16 protein-coding genes are annotated in these 15,795 nt (G+C 63.7%); 8 read left to right on the top strand and 8 right to left on the bottom strand.

Annotation, left to right across the window (positions count from 1 at the left end; translation table 11 throughout):
* Nucleotides 1–31 precede the first annotated feature (31 nt).
* Nucleotides 32–244 (top strand): RNA-binding S4 domain-containing protein, encoded by a 213-nt coding sequence (locus tag VGM61_RS05350; RefSeq protein ID WP_331521698.1) that lies wholly within the window; start codon nucleotides 32–34, stop codon nucleotides 242–244.
* On the opposite strand, the gene VGM61_RS05345 is transcribed toward VGM61_RS05350, so the two are convergent.
* Together VGM61_RS05345 and VGM61_RS05340 are read right to left on the bottom strand one after the other, a co-directional pair.
* A complete protein-coding gene (locus tag VGM61_RS05345) occupies nucleotides 237–1,022 on the bottom strand; it encodes a glutaminyl-peptide cyclotransferase (RefSeq protein ID WP_331521697.1) in 786 nt (261 codons plus the stop codon). The genes VGM61_RS05350 and VGM61_RS05345 overlap by 8 nt on opposite strands.
* Nucleotides 1,023–1,027: 5 nt before the next feature.
* On the bottom strand, nucleotides 1,028–1,528 hold the full coding sequence (locus tag VGM61_RS05340; protein ID WP_331521696.1) for a hypothetical protein: 501 nt from the start codon (nucleotides 1,526–1,528) through the stop codon (nucleotides 1,028–1,030).
* Nucleotides 1,529–1,748: 220 nt separating this feature from the next.
* Between VGM61_RS05340 and VGM61_RS05335 the strand changes: the two genes are divergently transcribed.
* Nucleotides 1,749–1,955, top strand: coding sequence for a hypothetical protein (locus VGM61_RS05335; protein ID WP_331521695.1), 207 nt, complete (start codon nucleotides 1,749–1,751; stop codon nucleotides 1,953–1,955).
* Nucleotides 1,956–2,099: 144 nt separating this feature from the next.
* Here VGM61_RS05335 and VGM61_RS05330 read toward each other — a convergent pair whose 3' ends face one another.
* The 4 genes from VGM61_RS05330 to lexA form a co-directional block, all read right to left on the bottom strand.
* Nucleotides 2,100–5,249: an error-prone DNA polymerase gene (locus VGM61_RS05330; protein ID WP_414694803.1), complete on the bottom strand. Its 3,150-nt coding sequence runs from the start codon at nucleotides 5,247–5,249 to the stop codon at nucleotides 2,100–2,102.
* The gene (locus VGM61_RS05325; RefSeq protein WP_331521693.1) at nucleotides 5,237–6,646 is read right to left on the bottom strand and encodes a DNA polymerase Y family protein; all 1,410 of its coding nucleotides are present in this window, start codon (nucleotides 6,644–6,646) and stop codon (nucleotides 5,237–5,239) included. The genes VGM61_RS05330 and VGM61_RS05325 overlap by 13 nt, the downstream gene beginning before the upstream one ends.
* A gap of 77 nt (nucleotides 6,647–6,723) precedes the next feature.
* The gene (imuA, locus tag VGM61_RS05320; protein WP_331521692.1) at nucleotides 6,724–7,377 is read right to left on the bottom strand and encodes a translesion DNA synthesis-associated protein ImuA; all 654 of its coding nucleotides are present in this window, start codon (nucleotides 7,375–7,377) and stop codon (nucleotides 6,724–6,726) included.
* A 4-nt stretch (nucleotides 7,378–7,381) separates the two neighbouring features.
* Complete coding sequence (gene lexA, locus VGM61_RS05315) at nucleotides 7,382–7,996, bottom strand: transcriptional repressor LexA (RefSeq protein WP_331521691.1); 615 nt, start codon at nucleotides 7,994–7,996, stop codon at nucleotides 7,382–7,384.
* 190 nt (nucleotides 7,997–8,186) lie between these two features.
* On the opposite strand from lexA, the gene VGM61_RS05310 reads away from it, so the two are divergent.
* The 3 genes from VGM61_RS05310 to VGM61_RS05300 are packed head-to-tail and all read left to right on the top strand — an operon-like array spanning nucleotide 8,187 to nucleotide 10,659.
* A complete protein-coding gene (locus VGM61_RS05310) occupies nucleotides 8,187–9,272 on the top strand; it encodes an MFS transporter (RefSeq protein WP_331521690.1) in 1,086 nt (361 codons plus the stop codon).
* Nucleotides 9,272–9,898, top strand: a complete 627-nt coding sequence (locus VGM61_RS05305; RefSeq protein WP_414694802.1) for an HAD family hydrolase — start codon at nucleotides 9,272–9,274, stop codon at nucleotides 9,896–9,898. Before VGM61_RS05310 ends, VGM61_RS05305 begins: the two co-directional genes overlap by 1 nt.
* On the top strand, nucleotides 9,895–10,659 hold the full coding sequence (locus VGM61_RS05300) for a DeoR/GlpR family DNA-binding transcription regulator (protein WP_331521688.1): 765 nt from the start codon (nucleotides 9,895–9,897) through the stop codon (nucleotides 10,657–10,659). Before VGM61_RS05305 ends, VGM61_RS05300 begins: the two co-directional genes overlap by 4 nt.
* Before the next feature lie 16 nt (nucleotides 10,660–10,675).
* On the opposite strand, the gene VGM61_RS05295 is transcribed toward VGM61_RS05300, so the two are convergent.
* A complete protein-coding gene (locus VGM61_RS05295) occupies nucleotides 10,676–11,896 on the bottom strand; it encodes an MFS transporter (RefSeq protein ID WP_331521687.1) in 1,221 nt (406 codons plus the stop codon).
* 46 nt (nucleotides 11,897–11,942) lie between these two features.
* Between VGM61_RS05295 and VGM61_RS05290 the strand changes: the two genes are divergently transcribed.
* Entirely contained in the window at nucleotides 11,943–13,181 is a 1,239-nt protein-coding gene (locus VGM61_RS05290) for a glycoside hydrolase family 27 protein (protein WP_331521686.1), read from the top strand.
* A 58-nt stretch (nucleotides 13,182–13,239) separates the two neighbouring features.
* Here the strand turns inward: VGM61_RS05290 and VGM61_RS05285 are convergent, their stop codons facing one another.
* Nucleotides 13,240–14,118: an EamA family transporter gene (locus VGM61_RS05285; RefSeq protein WP_331521685.1), complete on the bottom strand. Its 879-nt coding sequence runs from the start codon at nucleotides 14,116–14,118 to the stop codon at nucleotides 13,240–13,242.
* Nucleotides 14,119–14,260: 142 nt separating this feature from the next.
* Here VGM61_RS05285 and VGM61_RS05280 point away from each other — a divergent pair, with 142 nt between their 5' ends.
* Together VGM61_RS05280 and VGM61_RS05275 are read left to right on the top strand one after the other, a co-directional pair.
* A complete protein-coding gene (locus VGM61_RS05280; protein WP_331521684.1) occupies nucleotides 14,261–15,010 on the top strand; it encodes a dienelactone hydrolase family protein in 750 nt (249 codons plus the stop codon).
* 131 nt (nucleotides 15,011–15,141) lie between these two features.
* A complete protein-coding gene (locus VGM61_RS05275; RefSeq protein WP_331521683.1) occupies nucleotides 15,142–15,792 on the top strand; it encodes a protocatechuate 3,4-dioxygenase in 651 nt (216 codons plus the stop codon).
* Nucleotides 15,793–15,795: the final 3 nt, after the last annotated feature.

Raw genomic sequence — 15,795 nt, 5'->3', positions numbered from 1 at the left:
GGTTGCGACGCATGGGCGCTATGATGGGCCGATGGAAACGATCAAATTTGAAGTGGAAGGCGATTACGTCGAGCTGAACCTGCTGTTGAAGCTCACTGGCCTGTGCGATTCGGGCGGCGCCGGCAAGGCCATCGTGGCCTCCGGCGATGTGTCGGTCGACGATGTGCAGGAATTACGCAAGACGTGCAAAGTCCGACGCGGCCAGGTGGTGACCCTGGGCGACGTGCGCATCGAGGTTATTTAGCCGCTGGGCGTTCCTTCAGGCGGATCTCGAAGAGTTTCGTCCAGTTCTTGCCGGTGACGAACAGCCGGTCGCCCTTGGCGTCATAGGCGATGCCATTGGCCACCGCATCGGTGTCGTCGGAGGTATCGGCGGGTTTCAGGCCTTTCAGGTCGATCACGCCCACCACGTTGCCGGTGGCCGGATCGATGCGCAGGATCCAGGTGGTCTGCCACACGTTGGCGTAGATCTGCCCCTTCACCCATTCAAGTTCATTGACGTAGGTCACCGGCTTGCCGTTCAGGGTGACATGGATGCGGCGTTCTTCATTGAGGGTAGTGGGATTGAGCACGCGGATGTCCGGCGTGCCGTCGCTCATGTAGATGTGCTTGTCGTCGCGGGTGAGGGCCCAGCCTTCGCCGACATAGTGGAATTCCTTCTTCACCGCGAAAGTGTCGAAGTCTCGGACAAAGCCGACTTCCGTCTGGTAGGTAAGGCTGATCAGCTCCTTGCCCCAGTCGACAATGCCCTCGCCGAAGTACTTCGAAGGTACTTGCACGCTGCGGATGACCTCACCGGTGGCGAGATCCACCTTGCGTATCGACGAATGCCCGGCCAGGCCCGTGCTTTCGTAGAGGAAGCCGTCCTTGTAGAACAGCCCTTCGGTGAAGGCGCCCACATCGTGCGGATACGCATGCACCACCTGGTAGTCGTAGATGGGCAGGTCCGCTGCGAAGGCCGGGCGGGGAAGGAAGAATGAGATGGCGGCAAGCAGCACCGCGGCAAGGCAGGCCAGGCGCATGGTGGTTAGCGGCCTGAGTCGGAGATCGGCGCGTTCACCGCGATTGCCGCGGCCTTTACCGCCAGGGGTAGCAAGGGCTGCGAGGGATCGGTCTGGCAATCGGCGGTAAGTTCGTCCACGAATGGGCCCGCGGCGCTGGTACGGATGGTGCCGACGCCGTTCTTGGCGCTGGCATAGCCGAAGAGCCACGTGAGCATGGTCTGGATCTCAGCCGTATGGGTTTTCGAATCGCGGTTGATGCGTGAAACGAATTCGCCACACTTGACGTTGTCCAGGGCGATGTCTCCGCGCCTGGCTATCAGGGTCATGTGGGTGTCGCCGGGTGCCGAGGCTGCCGGTGCGGGGATGGCAGGGGCAGGCGCGGCGTTATTGGCGGCAGCGGCTTTCGGTGCCTGGGTGATCGCCGGGGCCGGTGGTGCAGCCGGCTGGGTGTCTTCGCGCGCGATGTGGCGGTGGCAGGCCGTGGCCAGCAGGGCCATGGCGACGATGATGGACAGGCGCTTCATGGACATTCCGAAAAAACATGGGAAGCGCAGAAGCCTACTTGATTTCCCGTCCACCAGACATGGAAAAGGCGCCCGCAGGCGCCTTTTCGGTCAGCCGCGGTTGGCTTACTTCGAGGTGCTGCTTGAGGTTGGCATATCGCTGGACGAGGCGGCCTTCTTCTTGTGATGCATTTTCTTGGCGCCTGCGGCGGTGGAGCTATGGCCCATTGAATCGTTCGACATGGCGCCACTCTTCATTGAATCGTTCGACATCGCGCCGCTTTTCATTGAATCGTTCGACATGGAACCTGAGTGGGACATGGAGCCAGCCGTGCTGCTGCTGGTGGGCGTGGACTGCTGCGCCATGGCCATGCCGGTGGCAGTGAGGCCGCAGAGCATAAGCGAAAGACAGATCTTGGTACGCATGGTGGTTTACCCTCGATGGTAAGCGCCGGATGGGTGGCAAGGATGCGTTGGCGCGAACGCGCATCGTCCTGTGGCAAATCCAAGACCGGGAAGGGCCGCAGCCCATTACGCAAAGTTTTCCGTGAATCGGTCGTGACCGGTTTTGCTGTGGCGCATCAATTCCCGCTCAATGGAAGTCACGGGACACCGGACCGAAGCCGGGCAGCAGGTCGCCATAGTCGTGTAACCGCCTTGCAATGAGATGACGTACCCCTTCCACAGCCTGCAACTCACCATCCACGGCCATCAATACCGCCCCAAGAAACACCTCGCGCTGCCGTTCGGCGATGTCGCGGCGCACCACTACATTGACCTGGCCGGTCTCGTCCTCGAGGGTCAGGAAGGTAACGCCGCTGGCCGTTTCCGGCCGCTGGCGCACCGTGACCAGGCCGGCATGGCGGATCCACCGCCCATGTTCCATCGACGGCAGCTGGCTGGCCACGCAGGCACGGCGGCGGCGCAATTGCCCACGTACCAGGCTCAGGGGATGGGCGGTGAGCGACAGGCCGTGCGTGGCGTAGTCGGCGAACACGTTTTCCGCCACCGTCGGCGGCCGCAGGATCGCGCGTTCCTCGCCGGTGGTGCCGAGCATCGGCAAGTCACGTTCGATGCCGGCGCTTTCCCAGCGGGCGCGGTGGCGATGGCCGCTGAGCATGCGCAGCGCACCAGCATCGGCCAGCCGCTCGCGTTCGCTACGGCTCAGCGCCGCGCGACGGCAGAGATCGTCCAGGTTGCTGAAGGGTGCCTGCGCGCGTGCATCGCTCACTCGCTGGGCCACATCGCTGGAAAGCCCGGCGATCATGCGCATACCCAGGCGTAAGGCAAGCTCCGCTTTCGGATGGCCGCCATCGCGTGCGTGCACCGGTTCCAGGCTGCAATCCCAGGTACTGGCGGTGACGTCCGATGGCCGAACCTCGAAACCCTGACGGCGCAGGTCCTGCACCAACTGCGCCGGCGCATAAAAACCCATCGGCTGGCTATTGAGCAGCGCGCAGGTGAATACTTCCGGGTGATGGCATTTGATGTACGAGGAGATATACGCCAGCAAGGCGAAACCCGCCGCGTGTGACTCGGGAAAGCCGTAGCTTCCGAAACCCTGGATCTGGCTGAAGATCCGTGCGGCGAACTCCTGGGAATAATTGTTTTTGGCAAAACCCTCGAAGATGCGCTGCTCGAAGTGTTCCAGGCCGCCGTGGCGTTTCCACGCCGCCATCGAACGCCGCAGGTGGTCCGCTTCGCCCGCGGTGAAATCGGCCGCCACCATCAGCAGGCGCATCACCTGTTCCTGGAAGATCGGCACGCCCAGGGTGCGTTCGAGTACTTCGCGGACTTTATCGGAAGGGTAGTCCGGTTTTTCTTCACCCGAACGGCGTTTAAGGTAAGGGTGCACCATGCCGCCCTGGATCGGCCCGGGGCGTACGATGGCCACTTGCACTACCAGGTCGTAGTAGTCCTTCGGCTTCAGCCGCGGCAACATGCTCATCTGCGCACGTGATTCGATCTGGAACACGCCAATGGTGTCGGCGGCGCGGATCATGCGGTAGGTGGCTTTATCACCGATGGGAATATCGGCAAGACGCTGGTAGTGGATGCCGCGATGATCGCGTAAAAGGTCCAGTGTCTTGCGCAGGCAGGTGAGCATGCCCAGCGCCAGGCAATCGACTTTCAGCAGGCGCATGGATTCCAGGTCGTCCTTGTCCCACTGGATCACCGTGCGGTCGTCCATGGTGGCGTTCTCCACCGGCACCAGGGAATAAAGCGGCTGGTCGGCGATGACGAAACCGCCCACATGCTGTGACAGATGCCTGGGCATGCCGCGCAGTTCCTCCACCAGGGCCACCAGTTGGCGGATGGTGCGGCTGGAGGTATCGAAGCCGCGCTCGCGCAGGCGCACGCCGATGTCGACTTCGCCGTGGGCATGGGAATAGGCGTGGCTCAATTGATCGAGCTGGTCTTCGCTCAAGCCCAGGGCGCGACCGACATCGCGCGCGGCGCTCTTGCTTCGGTAGGTGATCACCGTAGCCGCCAGCGCCGCCCGTTCGCGGCCGTACTTGCCGTAGATGTACTGGATCACTTCCTCGCGCCGTTCATGCTCGAAGTCGACGTCGATGTCCGGCGGCTCGTTGCGTTCGGCCGAGATAAAACGCTCGAACAACAGCCCGGCATTGGCCGGATCCACCTCGGTGATGCCTAGGCAATAGCACACCACCGAATTGGCCGCCGATCCCCGGCCCTGGCACAGGATGTCCTTGCTGCGGGCGAAGCGAACGATGTCGTAGACGGTAAGGAAGAAGGCCTCGTACTTGAGTTCCGCGATCAGCGCCAGTTCGCGCTCGATGGTGGCGGCCATGGCCGGCGGTACGCCATTGGGCCAGCGGTTGCCCATGTGCGTCTGGGTAAGTTCGCGCAGGTGCCGGGCGGGTGTGCTGCCTTCGGGCACCAGTTCGCGGGGGTACACATAGTTCAAAGCGTCCATGCGGAACAGGCAGCGCGCGGCGATGCGCGTGGATTCGGCGAGCAGGTCTGGCGGATAGATGCGCCCCAACACCTCGCGTCTGCGCAGGTGGCGTTCGCCATTGGGGAACAAGGCATGGCCAGCCTCGGCTACCGGCGTGTTGATACGAATGGCGGTAAGCACGTCGTGCAGCGCGCGCCGCTGGCGGATATGCATGTGCACGTCGCCCGCCGCAACGCAGGGCAGGCCATGGTGTTGGCCCAACGTGCGCAGGGCTTCGAGCTCGGCATCGTCATCCGGACCTCGGTGCAGCTCCACCGCCAGCCACGCGCGGCCGGGAAAGGTGCTGGCGACCCAGGCGCCGTGGGCTTCATGCTGCGCGGCATCGCCTCGATGCAGCGGGCCGGGTGCCCATAGCACGCACAGGCCTTCGCCAATACCTTTCATGTCCGTCATGCCCAATCGATATTCCCCTTTCGGGGCAGCGCGCCGGCCACGGGTGATCAGTTGGCATAGCGCGCTGTAGCCGGCGTGGTCTTCCACCAGCAGCACCAGCACCGGTCCATCGTGCAGGCGGATCTCGCTACCCACGATCAAACGGCAATCGCCACCCTTCGCCGCCTCCCACGCGCGGACTATTCCTGCCAGCGAGCATTCGTCGGTGATGGCCAGCGCCTGGTATCGGAGCGAACGCGCGCGATCGAACAGCTCGCGCGCGCTGGAGGCGCCACGCTGGAAGGAAAAGTCGCTCAGTGCATGGAGCTCGGCATAGCTGGGCACCACGTCGTCATTGCCGGCCATTTGCCCTTTCATGCGAACCATCCATGCAGCATCCAGCCATCGTGGCTCCCGGCCGGCAGGTACGCCCAGGCACGCTGGCCCTGCCGCGTGCCCACGATGTAGTAGTCGCGGCGCAGGTCGCCGCCGTCCCACCAGCCACTCTCGATGCGTTCGGGGCCGGCCAGCACGCGCGTGGGTGTCGGGCGCATCGGGCGGGGACGGTGCAGCAACCACAGGGGCCGCGGACGCGGATCAGCCTGTGGCGATGTCGAACCATCGCCACGACGCCAGGCGCGTTCGGGACGGTGGTCGGCTACGGCGGACAGTTGACGCAAGGCCGATTCGCCCATGCGTGCGCGCAGGCGTTCGTCCAGCGCACTCCAGTCCAGGCCTTCGCCGCGCACCGGATCGAACAGGTCGCGCAACGGCGGCCGGAAGGTGGGCAGTTGTTCGGCATGGAGTTCGATGGCGCGGACTGGCGCATGCAGGGTGCTTCGTTCCAGCCGCGTGCGCGCCAGCTCGAACAGGTGCGCAGCCTCGCGTTGTGGTGCCGCCATGCCCACCTGAATGTCCGTGGATGATTCGCGTGCGTGTTCCAGGCGCAGCCGGAACAGCTGTACGCCACCGTCGCGCGCGGCCAGCATGTTGGCCAGGGCCTGGGTCATGCGACGCAGCGGAAACATCAGTGGTTCGCTGCCTTCGAGCTCTTCGTCGAACTCGATGCGCTGGAAGAAGGTAGCCGGCGGCTGCCAGGCGGGGATCGTTTCATTGGCATGGCCTCGCAGGCGGTCGAGCCAGTGCATGCCTTCGCGGCCGATGCGCCGGGTGAGTTCCGGACGGGGCAGGGCGAATACCTCGCGCAGGCGACGGAAACCCATCGAGCGAAGGGCCTGGACATTTCTTGCCGGCAGGCCGCTATGTGTTAGTGCGATGTCGTCGAGCAGGCGCAGCACCTGTTCGGGGTATTGCACCACGCAACCGTCGAAGCTTGCCGCCAGCACCCAGGCGGCGGCCGGGTAGGGTGCGGCCGCCAGCGTATGGACATGGCCCAGGGCGGCAAGCCCTTGCCCCAGTTTTCCCGACAGTGCGCTCCAGCCATCGAACAGACGCAGGCTCGCACCAGCCTCCAGCAGCAGGCACTGCGGCGGCGCCAGGCTGACATGACCGCTGAACTGGTAACACCAGGCGGCAAGCTCGGCCAGCAGATGGCCTTCAGCGGCCTTGTCGCGCGGGCGCACGGCAAGGTTGGGACACAACGCCCGCGCCGCCGCCACGCTTTGCCCGCGCTGCACGCCCAGTTTCTGCGCAGCAGGATTGGCGATGGCGACGGTGCGGCGACGGGCGTTGTCCTCGAGCAGCGCGCCAGGTGCATCTTCCGGCAGCGCAGCGAAAGCAGCGGCGAACGCCAGCCCGGGAAAACGCAGACAAGCCCAGAGCATGACGATATCCGATGGTGTTGCAGTGGGCCGGCGCACCTTGGCACCGGCCGTGATTGATTAGGTGTAAGAAGCGGTTTTCAGGCGCGCATGCGCATGGGCGGTGTTACGCCCTGCATCAGGCCGCGTGATTTGATGACATCGACATAGGTAGCCTCGTTGCTGTTGGATACCTTCAGGCGAAGCGCGGCAGGGCTTGTTTGCGCAGCGTGCGCAGCGGAGCGGTAGAGCACGGCGCAGGCATCACCGGTTTCGGCCGCCAACTGCAGGCGGCGCAGGCTGCGGTAATCGATGTCGGGCAGCCAGCCGACTACGGCGGCGCAGCAGCCTGAGCGCAGGCACTGTTCCATGCTCCAGGCAGCTTCCGTGGGCGTGGCGTGGATCTCGTGCAGGAAGCGAAGATCGACTCCCGCCGCCTGCAGGGCTGGGGCATAGGGCTGGTAGGGCGGGGCCACGAAGATCACCCGGCGATGTTCGCGGGTCATCGCGGCCAGGGTGGGCATCAATAATTCCAGTTCGCCCAGGCCATCGTTCTCGAAAAGGATTTCCGAAAGTGCTCCCAGCGGCCAGCCGCCGCCGGGCAGGCGCGCATCGAGCGAGGGCATGCCGGTGGAGATGGCGCGCACCGCGGGCTGGCGTTGCGACGAGCGTCGCCAGATGCCCGGGTGGTCGAGTACCTGGGCGAGCGAGGCGGTGGCAATGGACTGCTGGACTTCGGCTGCAATGGCGCTCATGGCGTCAACTCCGGCGGATGATGCCGACGTAACGGCCTTCGATGGCGAAGGCGTGACGACTGGGATCGACTTCGATCGGGTCGAAATCGGGGTTTTCGGGTAACAACACGATGCGGTCGCGTGTGCGTTTCAGGCGCTTGACGGTGACGTCTTCATCCACGCGGGCTACCACGATCTGGCCATCGTCCGCCGTGGCGGTGCGGTGTACGGCCAGGTAATCGCCATCGAGGATGCCGGCGTCGCGCATGGACAGCCCCACCACGCGCAGGAGGTAATCGGCGCGCGGACGGAACAGCGCGGGGTCCACTTCCAGCTGGGATTCGATGTTCTCGGCGGCAAGGATTGGCGAGCCCGCGGCTACGCGGCCGATCAGCGGCAGTTCGTTCTCGCGGAAGCTGGCCAGCCCATCGGGCAGGCGCAGGCCGCGATGCTGTGGCGAGCGCTCCAGCTCGCCCTTGCGCACCAGCGACTCAATGCAGGTTTGCGCCGAGCTGTGGCTGGAGAAGCCCATGGCCTCGGCGATCTCGCGCAATGTTGGAGGCAACCCTTGCTCGCGCAGGTATTCCCTGATGAAGACCAGGGTCTGCTGCTGACGGTCGGAGAGGGGTTTGAAGGACATACGTACAAATGTACGCATTCCATGGCGGCTGTCAATCGATCTTTTTACTTTGCACGTTTATGCACGTTGTTTTATTATGTTTCTTGTTCCATTTCCGCTGGCTTCATTGAACATGTCATCCCAATCTATTGAATCAGAAGGGAACCCAGGCCTTCCTCGAGCCAGGCTGGCGACCAGGCTGATTTTCCTGATGTCCGGTATCTCATTGTCCTGCTGGGCGCCGATGGTGCCCTTCGCCAAGACCCGGCTGGGCCTGGACGAGGCGCACCTGGGGACCGTGCTGCTGGCCCTGGGTTTCGGTTCGCTGGCCTCGATGCCGCTGGCCGGGTTCCTGTCCCACCGTTTCGGCAACCGCCGGGTGATCGGTATCTCGGCGTTGCTGATCTGCCTGTTCCTGCCGTGGCTCACCCTGGCACCCACGGCGTGGACGCTGGCCATCGCGCTGTTCTGCTTCGGCGCCTCGCATGGCGTGGTGGACGTGGCCATGAACGCCCATGCGGTAGACGTGGAGCGTATGAGCGGCGGCGGCATCATGTCGGGCTTCCATGGCCTGTTCAGCACTGGCGGCCTGGTGGGTTCGGCGGGCATGAGCCTCCTGCTGGCCGCTGGCGCCCCCTTGTTGGCCTGCGCGGTAGTGCTGGCGGTGATGCTGGCGGTGCTCACAGTGAGCCAGTGGAAGAATTTCCTCGATCATGTGCATACGGAAGATGCGAAGAAGCACACCATTTTCGCTTTGCCGTCCACCGCGGTCATCCTGCTGGGCGTGCTGTGCTGCATTTCCTTCCTGGCTGAAGGTGCGATGCTGGACTGGAGCGCGGTGTTCCTGCGTTCCTCGCGCCAGGTGGGTTACGACTTGGCGGGCCTGGGCTACGCGGCGTTCTCCATCGCCATGGCGGTGGGCCGGCTTTCAGGTGATTTCCTCGTGCGCCGCTTCGGTGCGGTGAACATGGTGCGCTGGGGCGCGGTAACCGCTTCACTGGGTTTCTTCATCGCCACCTGCCTGCCATGGGCAGGCAGCAGCCTGTTCGGCTTCCTGCTGGTGGGCATGGGCGCGGCCAACATCGTACCGGTGCTCTTCAGCGCCGCTGGGCGCCAGGGCGGCAGTGCACCTGGCATCGCCATCGCCACCGTCACCACGCTCGGCTACGCAGGCATGCTCACCGGTCCCGCTGCCATCGGTTACGCCGCGCACGCCACCAGCCTGCCACTGGCCCTCTCCGCCATCGCCGTATTGCTGCTTGGCGTGGCGGCGCTCGCACCGATGGCCCGCCGGTGATGGGGGCGGCCATGCGCGACATCGTCGTCTTCGATTTCGGCGGGGTACTGTTCGACTGGAACCCGCGATATCTGTATCGCAAGCTTTTCGACGATGAAGCAGCGATGGAAGCTTTCCTGCGCGATGTCACCACCGATGAGTGGAATGCGAAACAGGATGCCGGCCGCCCGTGGCATGAAGCCATCGCCGAGCTGGTGCAGCGCCATCCGGAGCACGAGGCACTGATCCGCGCCTACCGCGAGCGCTGGCCGGAAACCCTGGCCGGCACCATCCCGGAGACCGTGGCGGTACTCAAAGAACTCAAGGCTGCCGGCACGCCGCTTTATGGACTCACCAACTGGTCGCGGGAAACTTTCCCCATCGCCCGTTCCATGCATGGGGAATTCGACCTCTTCGACGGCATCGTGGTGTCGGGCGAGGAGGGCATGGCCAAGCCCGATCCGCGCATCTTCCAGCGCCTGCTCCAGCGCTTCGGGCTGCCGGCCGAACGCGTGGTGTTCATCGACGACAACCGGGCCAACGTTGAGGCCGCGGCAAGGCTCGGCCTGCATGCGATCCATTTCTCCGATGCCGGTTCCCTGCGCAACGAGCTGGTCGGCCTGGGCCTGCTTAAGGTGCGCGCATGAACCGCGTACCCGACACCACGCTGCCCCGCGAGCGCGCGCAACTGATCGTCGAGCGCCTGCAGCGCGACGGCCGTGTGGTGGCCGCGGAGCTGGCCGCTGAATTTCGCGTATCTGAAGATTCCATCCGCCGTGACCTGCGCGAACTGGCTGCGGCCGGACAGTGCAAGCGCGTATACGGTGGTGCATTGCTGGCGGCGAATTTCGCCCCGTTGCGCCAGCGCGACGCCGAACACATCGCCCGCAAGCAAGCCCTGGCCCGCGCGGCGGTCACCCTGGTGTCGCCGGGGCAGATCCTTTTCATCGATGCCGGTTCCACCAATACCCAGATTGCCATGGCACTGCCTGAGCGCCAGGATCTCACCGTGATCACCAACGCCCCGGACGTGGCCAACGCGCTGCTGGGGCGCCCTGGTTTCGAGGTGCTGCTGCTGGGCGGCCGCCTGCATCACCACATCGGTGGCACCATTGGCGCCCAGGCCGTGGCCCAGGCCCGCGGCATACGCGCGGACCTGTGCTTCCCTGGCATCTGTGCGGTGGATGTCCGCAGCGGTATCTGGACCTTCGACGATGAAGAGAATCTTCTGAAGCAGGCGATGATCGAAGCCAGCGGCGAGACGGTAGCGGTGGCCACGACAGAGAAGCTGCAGGCGGCGGCGACGCATTTTACCGCCGGCATCGACGCAGTGACGCATCTGGTGACCGAGCCGAATGCGCTTGTCGACCGCTACGCCAAGGTTGGCTTGAAAATCGTCCTGGGCTGATCGGCGCTGTGAATCCCTACCGCCGGGCCATGCGCCAGTTGTAGAAGGCGCCAATCAACAACAGGACACAGGTGCCCAGGAATACCGCTCGCATTCCCATATGCCCGCCTATGAAACCGCCGAGGAAAGGGCCGGCCACCTGCCCTGCGTATTGCGCCGACACCGAATAACCCAGCACCGTGCCCACGAAATGATCCGGCACGTTGTGCCGGGCCACGGCGGTGATGCATGGCATCAGGCCGCCCAGGGCCAGGCCCATCAGGAAACGCAGCACGATCAGTTGCCAGCCTGAAGACACGAAGGCCTGTGGGATCAACAGCAGTGCGGCGATGGCCAGGGCGATCACGATCACCCGGGAGTAACCGACCCGGTCGGCGAACTTGCCCATACCGGAGGAGGAAAGGATGCTGCCAAGCGCGGCCGCCGACATGACCAGCCCTGCGACGAAGGTTACCCGCGCCGGATCGGCCACCAGCGTCGCCACGTACACGGTGATGATCGGTTCGATTGACATGGTGGCGAACATCAGCAGCATGCCGGTGGCCAGCATCGCCAGCACGATGCGCTTATCGGGCAGCTCGGACCAACGAACCTTCGGTTTCCTGTGTGCCGCCGCTTCGTGGGGCACCTCGCGGATCAGGAAAACCGTGGCCAGGAAAGCGATGAAGATCAGCGCACCGGCACCCAGGAATGTCGCACGGATGCCGATCAACGGCGGCAGGCTGCCGCCCACCAACGGTCCGATCAGGTTGCCGGCCATGATGCCTGCGGCCAACACGCCCAGTGCCCAGGCTGATCGCGCGCGTGGTGACTGCACGGCCACCAGGATGGTTGCGCCGGAGGAATAACCACCGGCAATACCGGTAACCAGGCGCAGCACCACCAGTTGCCAGATGCTGGTACACAAGCCCATCAATGACATGGCCAGCGCCATTCCCAGGCTGGCACGCACCAACATCAGTTTGCGGCCGTAGCGATCGCCCAGGCGGCCCCATAGGGGCGCGACCAGCCCGGCGGTAAGAAAGGTAGCGCCATAGGCGATACCCGACCATTGCACAATGGCCTCGTGTCCGTGTACGCCGAGTTGTTCGACGTACAGCGGAAGGAACGGCAGCAATAGCGTCATCGCGAACACAGTGGAAAACGATCCGAGCAAGGCAACGACAAGGTTGCGCTGCCAATGCCTGTGAGCGGGAATAGATTCGGCCATCAGCACAATGGTATATGCATGGGCCATGATCGGCTCCTTGCTATGATCGTCGCTTGCCCCGCGAGGAAAAACCATGCAGTTCACGTGCAACCATCCATGGCCCCGCGCGGTCATGACCATCCTGATGATGGCCGGCGCATCGTTTGCCACGGCGGGCGCCGCACCGGCGTTGCCTTTGCCCGCGCCACGCAACCTTCCCGACAATGGCCTGGCCCGTACCCCGCCGATGGGCTGGAACAGCTGGAACCACTTTGCCGGGCGCATCACCGATGCCGACGTGCGCGCCATGGCCAATGCCATGGTCGCTACCGGCATGAAGGACGCAGGCTATGTGTACGTGAACATCGACGACACATGGGAAGGCAAGCGTAACGCCGCGGGTGAAATCCAGCCGAACGAGAAATTCCCGGACATGAAGGCGCTGGCGGATTACGTACATGCCAAAGGCCTGAAACTGGGTATCTATTCTTCGCCGGGCCCTACGACGTGCGCGAAGTTCGAAGGCAGCTACGGCCATGAGCTGCAGGATGCCAGGACGTACGCTGCCTGGGGCATCGACTACCTCAAATACGACTATTGCGGCGCCAGTGATGTCTACCAGCTCACCCTGGATAACCAGCGCGGTGTATTCCAGAAAATGGGCGAGGCACTGGCGAAGGTGGAGCGCCCGATTGTTTATAGTCTGTCGCTGGGCAATGTCCATGAACCGTGGAAGTGGGGCGCGGGCACGGGCGCAAACCTGTGGCGAACCACCGACGACATCAAGGACAACTGGACGTCCATGGAAAGCAACGGTTTCGCCCAATTGGCCATCACCGGCTACGTGAAGCCCGGGCACTGGAACGACCCGGACATGCTCGAAGTGGGCAACGGCGGCATGACCGCCGACGAATACCGCACGCACATGAGCCTGTGGGCCATGCTTTCGGCACCCCTGTTGGCAGGCAACGACCTGCGAACGATGACCGGCGAGACGAAGTCGATCCTGCTCAACCGGGAGGTCATTGCCGTGGACCAGGAGGCCATGCCCAAGGCAGCGCACCGTATCGATACGCGCGGCGATATGGACATCATCGCGCGGACAATGAATGACGGGTCGGTGGTGGTCGGCTTATTCAATCGCGGGAAAAGCGATGTGGACATGTCGTTCGATCTTGCTGAGATCCGGCGCGGGAAGACACCAAAACCTGCCGTTGTGCGCGACCTGTGGGCCCATACGACAGCGGCCGTGGATAAAGGACGTGTGTCCGTCAATGTCCCTTCCCACGGTGTGTCCCTGCTCCGCGTCGCTTCGAATGACGCCGGCAAATGACACGCCTGTGCAAGGGGTCAGGGTGGTTTGACGTTATGTAGGAGGGGTGCCGGGATGGTTATCCCGCCACCTCGACCGCTTGCGGCATGATCCGCCTGGCCGTGATCGTGCTGCCGATCGATGCCATCACGATGCAGCCGATCGCCAGCCACTGCGAGGCGTGTAGCATTTCACCCAGCAACAACATGGCCAACAGGGAAGCCACGGCCGGTTCCAGGCTCACCATGATGCCGAATGTCTCGCTGGGCAGGCGCTTGAGCGCCATCATTTCCAGGGACATCGGGATGGCGCTGGAGATGATGGCCACGCCAAGCCCCGCGGCGAGAATTTTCCAGTCCAGCAAGGCCGCGCCTGCGTGGACCACTCCGTAAGGTACGACCACCAGACTTGCCGCGACCAGTCCCAGCGATACCGAATGCCCCGCGTGCAGGTGGCCGGCCTGCTTGCCGAACAGCATGTAAAGTGCCCAGCACACCGCTGCACCGAAGGCGAACATCACGCCAGTGGAGTCAAGCGTGGCGCCGTGTCCCAGGGGCAGCAACATGCCCAGACCGATGATGGCGAAGGTGAGCCAGAGGAAATCGATCGGTCGCCGTGACGCGAACATCGCCACCGCCAGCGGTCCGCTGAACTCGATGGCCACCGCGATACCAAACGGGATCGTGCGCAGCGCCATGTAGAACAGCAGGTTCATCACCCCCAGGGTGAGGCCGTAACGGATGATGAAGCCGGCATCGCGCCGGCTGAGCGGCCAGCGCCATGGGCGCCAGAACAGCAGCAACACGATGGCGGAGAATCCCACGCGCAGGGCCGATGTGCCCTCCGCCCCCACCAGCGGGAAAAGCTTCTTCGCCAATGACGTGCCGATGCTAAGCGACGTGACCGAGCCGAGTACGGCGGCGGCGGGAAGGAAGGGGAGGGAGCGGGAGGGGGTCATCGATCGCACTTTAACCATTACTACCCCTTGTAGCAGCACTTCTTGCGAGGTCTGCTGACAGCGAACGTCAGCAGACCTTGGGGACAGGAGGGTAGCCGGGGTATAAGGAGCATCCCACGACCGACAAGCAGGAGTTCATGCCATGCGTTACCTGACCCGGATAATGACTGCGGCGTGCCTGTGCATCGCCGTCGCCGCGCCCACCCTCGCTGACGACGTCGAACCCATCACCTTGAAGGCCGCCGATGGTGTGGTGATCCACGGCGTGTACTACAAGGCGCCGCATCCCAAGGCCCTGATCCTGCTCTTCCACCAGGCCGGCTCAGGCAAGGGCGAATACGCCGCCATCGCGCCGCGGCTGGTGTCAGCCGGCTATAGCGCGATGGCCATCGACCAGCGTTCCGGCGGAACACTCTTCGGCACCAATGAAACGGTGGCAGCGTTGTCCAAGTCCGCCGATTACCTGGAAGCGAAGCCTGACCTCGAAGCCGCGCTGGCCTGGGGTGTGATACAGAAGCTGCCCATCGCGATCTGGGGCAGCAGTTATTCCTCGTCACTGGTATTCGTCGTGGCCGCCGAGCATCCGGACCTGGTGAAGGCCGTGCTGGCGTTCTCGCCAGGCGAGTACTTCGACGACAAGACCTTGATCCGCAACGCTGCGAAGAAGGTCACCGTGCCGGTATTCGTGACATCCGCCAACACACCCGATGAAATAAATGCCGCCCGTGACATCCTGGCGGCATCGCCATCGGCCACGAAGGTGCAATACATCCCAAGGGCGGGCGGCGTGCATGGTTCGTCCACCCTGCTTCCCGGACGCAACCAGGCCGGTGCCGAGGCAAACTGGAGCGCCGTGTTGCAATTCCTTGGAAAGGCATTTCCGATGCCCTGATCGGGCGGGACTTCGTGCATAGCGACGGACGCTGACGTGCGATAACGTCCAGTGCGTTCATCGGCGCTGTTGGCTTGATGGTGTCATGGAATTTGCTGCATTGGGCAGCAAATTCCATGAAGGATTCATGCATGTCTTCCCGAGCCATTACCCGACGCGACCTGTTGCGCTATTCGGTCGCCGCTGGCGGTTCCCTCATCGCCGGCGCCGCCGCTGCCACCTCACCTACTGCTGCACAGACCATGGGGCCGTTCTATCCAGTAGCGCGGCCACTTGACGAGGATGCCGACCTGACCTTCGTGCGAGGCCGCCGTGGACGCGCGGCCGGCCAGGTGATCAATCTTTCCGGTCGGGTGCTCGATGCAAAGGGTAAGCCCGTACGTGGAGCATTGGTGGAAATATGGCAGGCCAACACACATGGCCGTTACGACCACAAGAGCGATACCAATACCAGCGTCCCCACCGATCCCGCTTTCCAGGGTTATAGCCAGGTCAGGACCGACGTGCTGGGGCGTTTTGCCTTCAAGACGATCAAGCCTGGAGCTTATCCCGCCTCGCCGACGTGGACGCGCACGCCGCACATCCATTTCGACGTTCGTGGCAAGGTAGATCGCCTGGTGACACAGCTTTATTTCGCCAATGAGCCGCTCAACGAGACGGACCTGATCTACCAGGCATTGACGGCGGAGGAACAGGCAAGCTGCACAGTGGAACTCATCCCTTCCTTCAAGGATGCATCCTCGCTGGATGCGACCTTCGACATCGTGCTGGCGACCGGGTAGCCA

The sequence above is a fragment of the Pinirhizobacter sp. genome (assembly GCF_036499745.1).
In the GTDB taxonomy this organism is placed as follows: domain Bacteria; phylum Pseudomonadota; class Gammaproteobacteria; order Xanthomonadales; family Rhodanobacteraceae; genus Pinirhizobacter.
The sequence above is the reverse complement of the archived record's forward strand: the minus strand, read 5'-3'. Positions and strand labels throughout refer to the sequence as shown.

Bases quoted from the DNA above. Each gene is read 5' to 3' on its own strand.
- VGM61_RS05305 (WP_414694802.1), top strand. From the start codon at position 9,272: ATGGGGGCGGCCATGCGCGACATCGTCGTCTTCGATTTCGGCGGGGTA.
- VGM61_RS05330 (WP_414694803.1), bottom strand. From the start codon at position 5,249: ATGGTTCGCATGAAAGGGCAAATGGCCGGCAATGACGACGTGGTGCCC.
- VGM61_RS05310 (WP_331521690.1), top strand. From the start codon at position 8,187: ATGTCCGGTATCTCATTGTCCTGCTGGGCGCCGATGGTGCCCTTCGCC.
- VGM61_RS05345 (WP_331521697.1), bottom strand. From the start codon at position 1,022: ATGCGCCTGGCCTGCCTTGCCGCGGTGCTGCTTGCCGCCATCTCATTC.
- VGM61_RS05275 (WP_331521683.1), top strand. From the start codon at position 15,142: ATGTCTTCCCGAGCCATTACCCGACGCGACCTGTTGCGCTATTCGGTC.
- VGM61_RS05300 (WP_331521688.1), top strand. From the start codon at position 9,895: ATGAACCGCGTACCCGACACCACGCTGCCCCGCGAGCGCGCGCAACTG.
- VGM61_RS05335 (WP_331521695.1), top strand. From the start codon at position 1,749: ATGGCGCCACTCTTCATTGAATCGTTCGACATCGCGCCGCTTTTCATT.
- VGM61_RS05280 (WP_331521684.1), top strand. From the start codon at position 14,261: ATGCGTTACCTGACCCGGATAATGACTGCGGCGTGCCTGTGCATCGCC.
- VGM61_RS05325 (WP_331521693.1), bottom strand. From the start codon at position 6,646: ATGCTCTGGGCTTGTCTGCGTTTTCCCGGGCTGGCGTTCGCCGCTGCT.
- lexA (WP_331521691.1), bottom strand. From the start codon at position 7,996: ATGTCCTTCAAACCCCTCTCCGACCGTCAGCAGCAGACCCTGGTCTTC.
- VGM61_RS05350 (WP_331521698.1), top strand. From the start codon at position 32: ATGGAAACGATCAAATTTGAAGTGGAAGGCGATTACGTCGAGCTGAAC.
- VGM61_RS05340 (WP_331521696.1), bottom strand. From the start codon at position 1,528: ATGAAGCGCCTGTCCATCATCGTCGCCATGGCCCTGCTGGCCACGGCC.
- VGM61_RS05295 (WP_331521687.1), bottom strand. From the start codon at position 11,896: ATGGCCCATGCATATACCATTGTGCTGATGGCCGAATCTATTCCCGCT.
- VGM61_RS05285 (WP_331521685.1), bottom strand. From the start codon at position 14,118: ATGACCCCCTCCCGCTCCCTCCCCTTCCTTCCCGCCGCCGCCGTACTC.
- imuA (WP_331521692.1), bottom strand. From the start codon at position 7,377: ATGAGCGCCATTGCAGCCGAAGTCCAGCAGTCCATTGCCACCGCCTCG.
- VGM61_RS05290 (WP_331521686.1), top strand. From the start codon at position 11,943: ATGCAGTTCACGTGCAACCATCCATGGCCCCGCGCGGTCATGACCATC.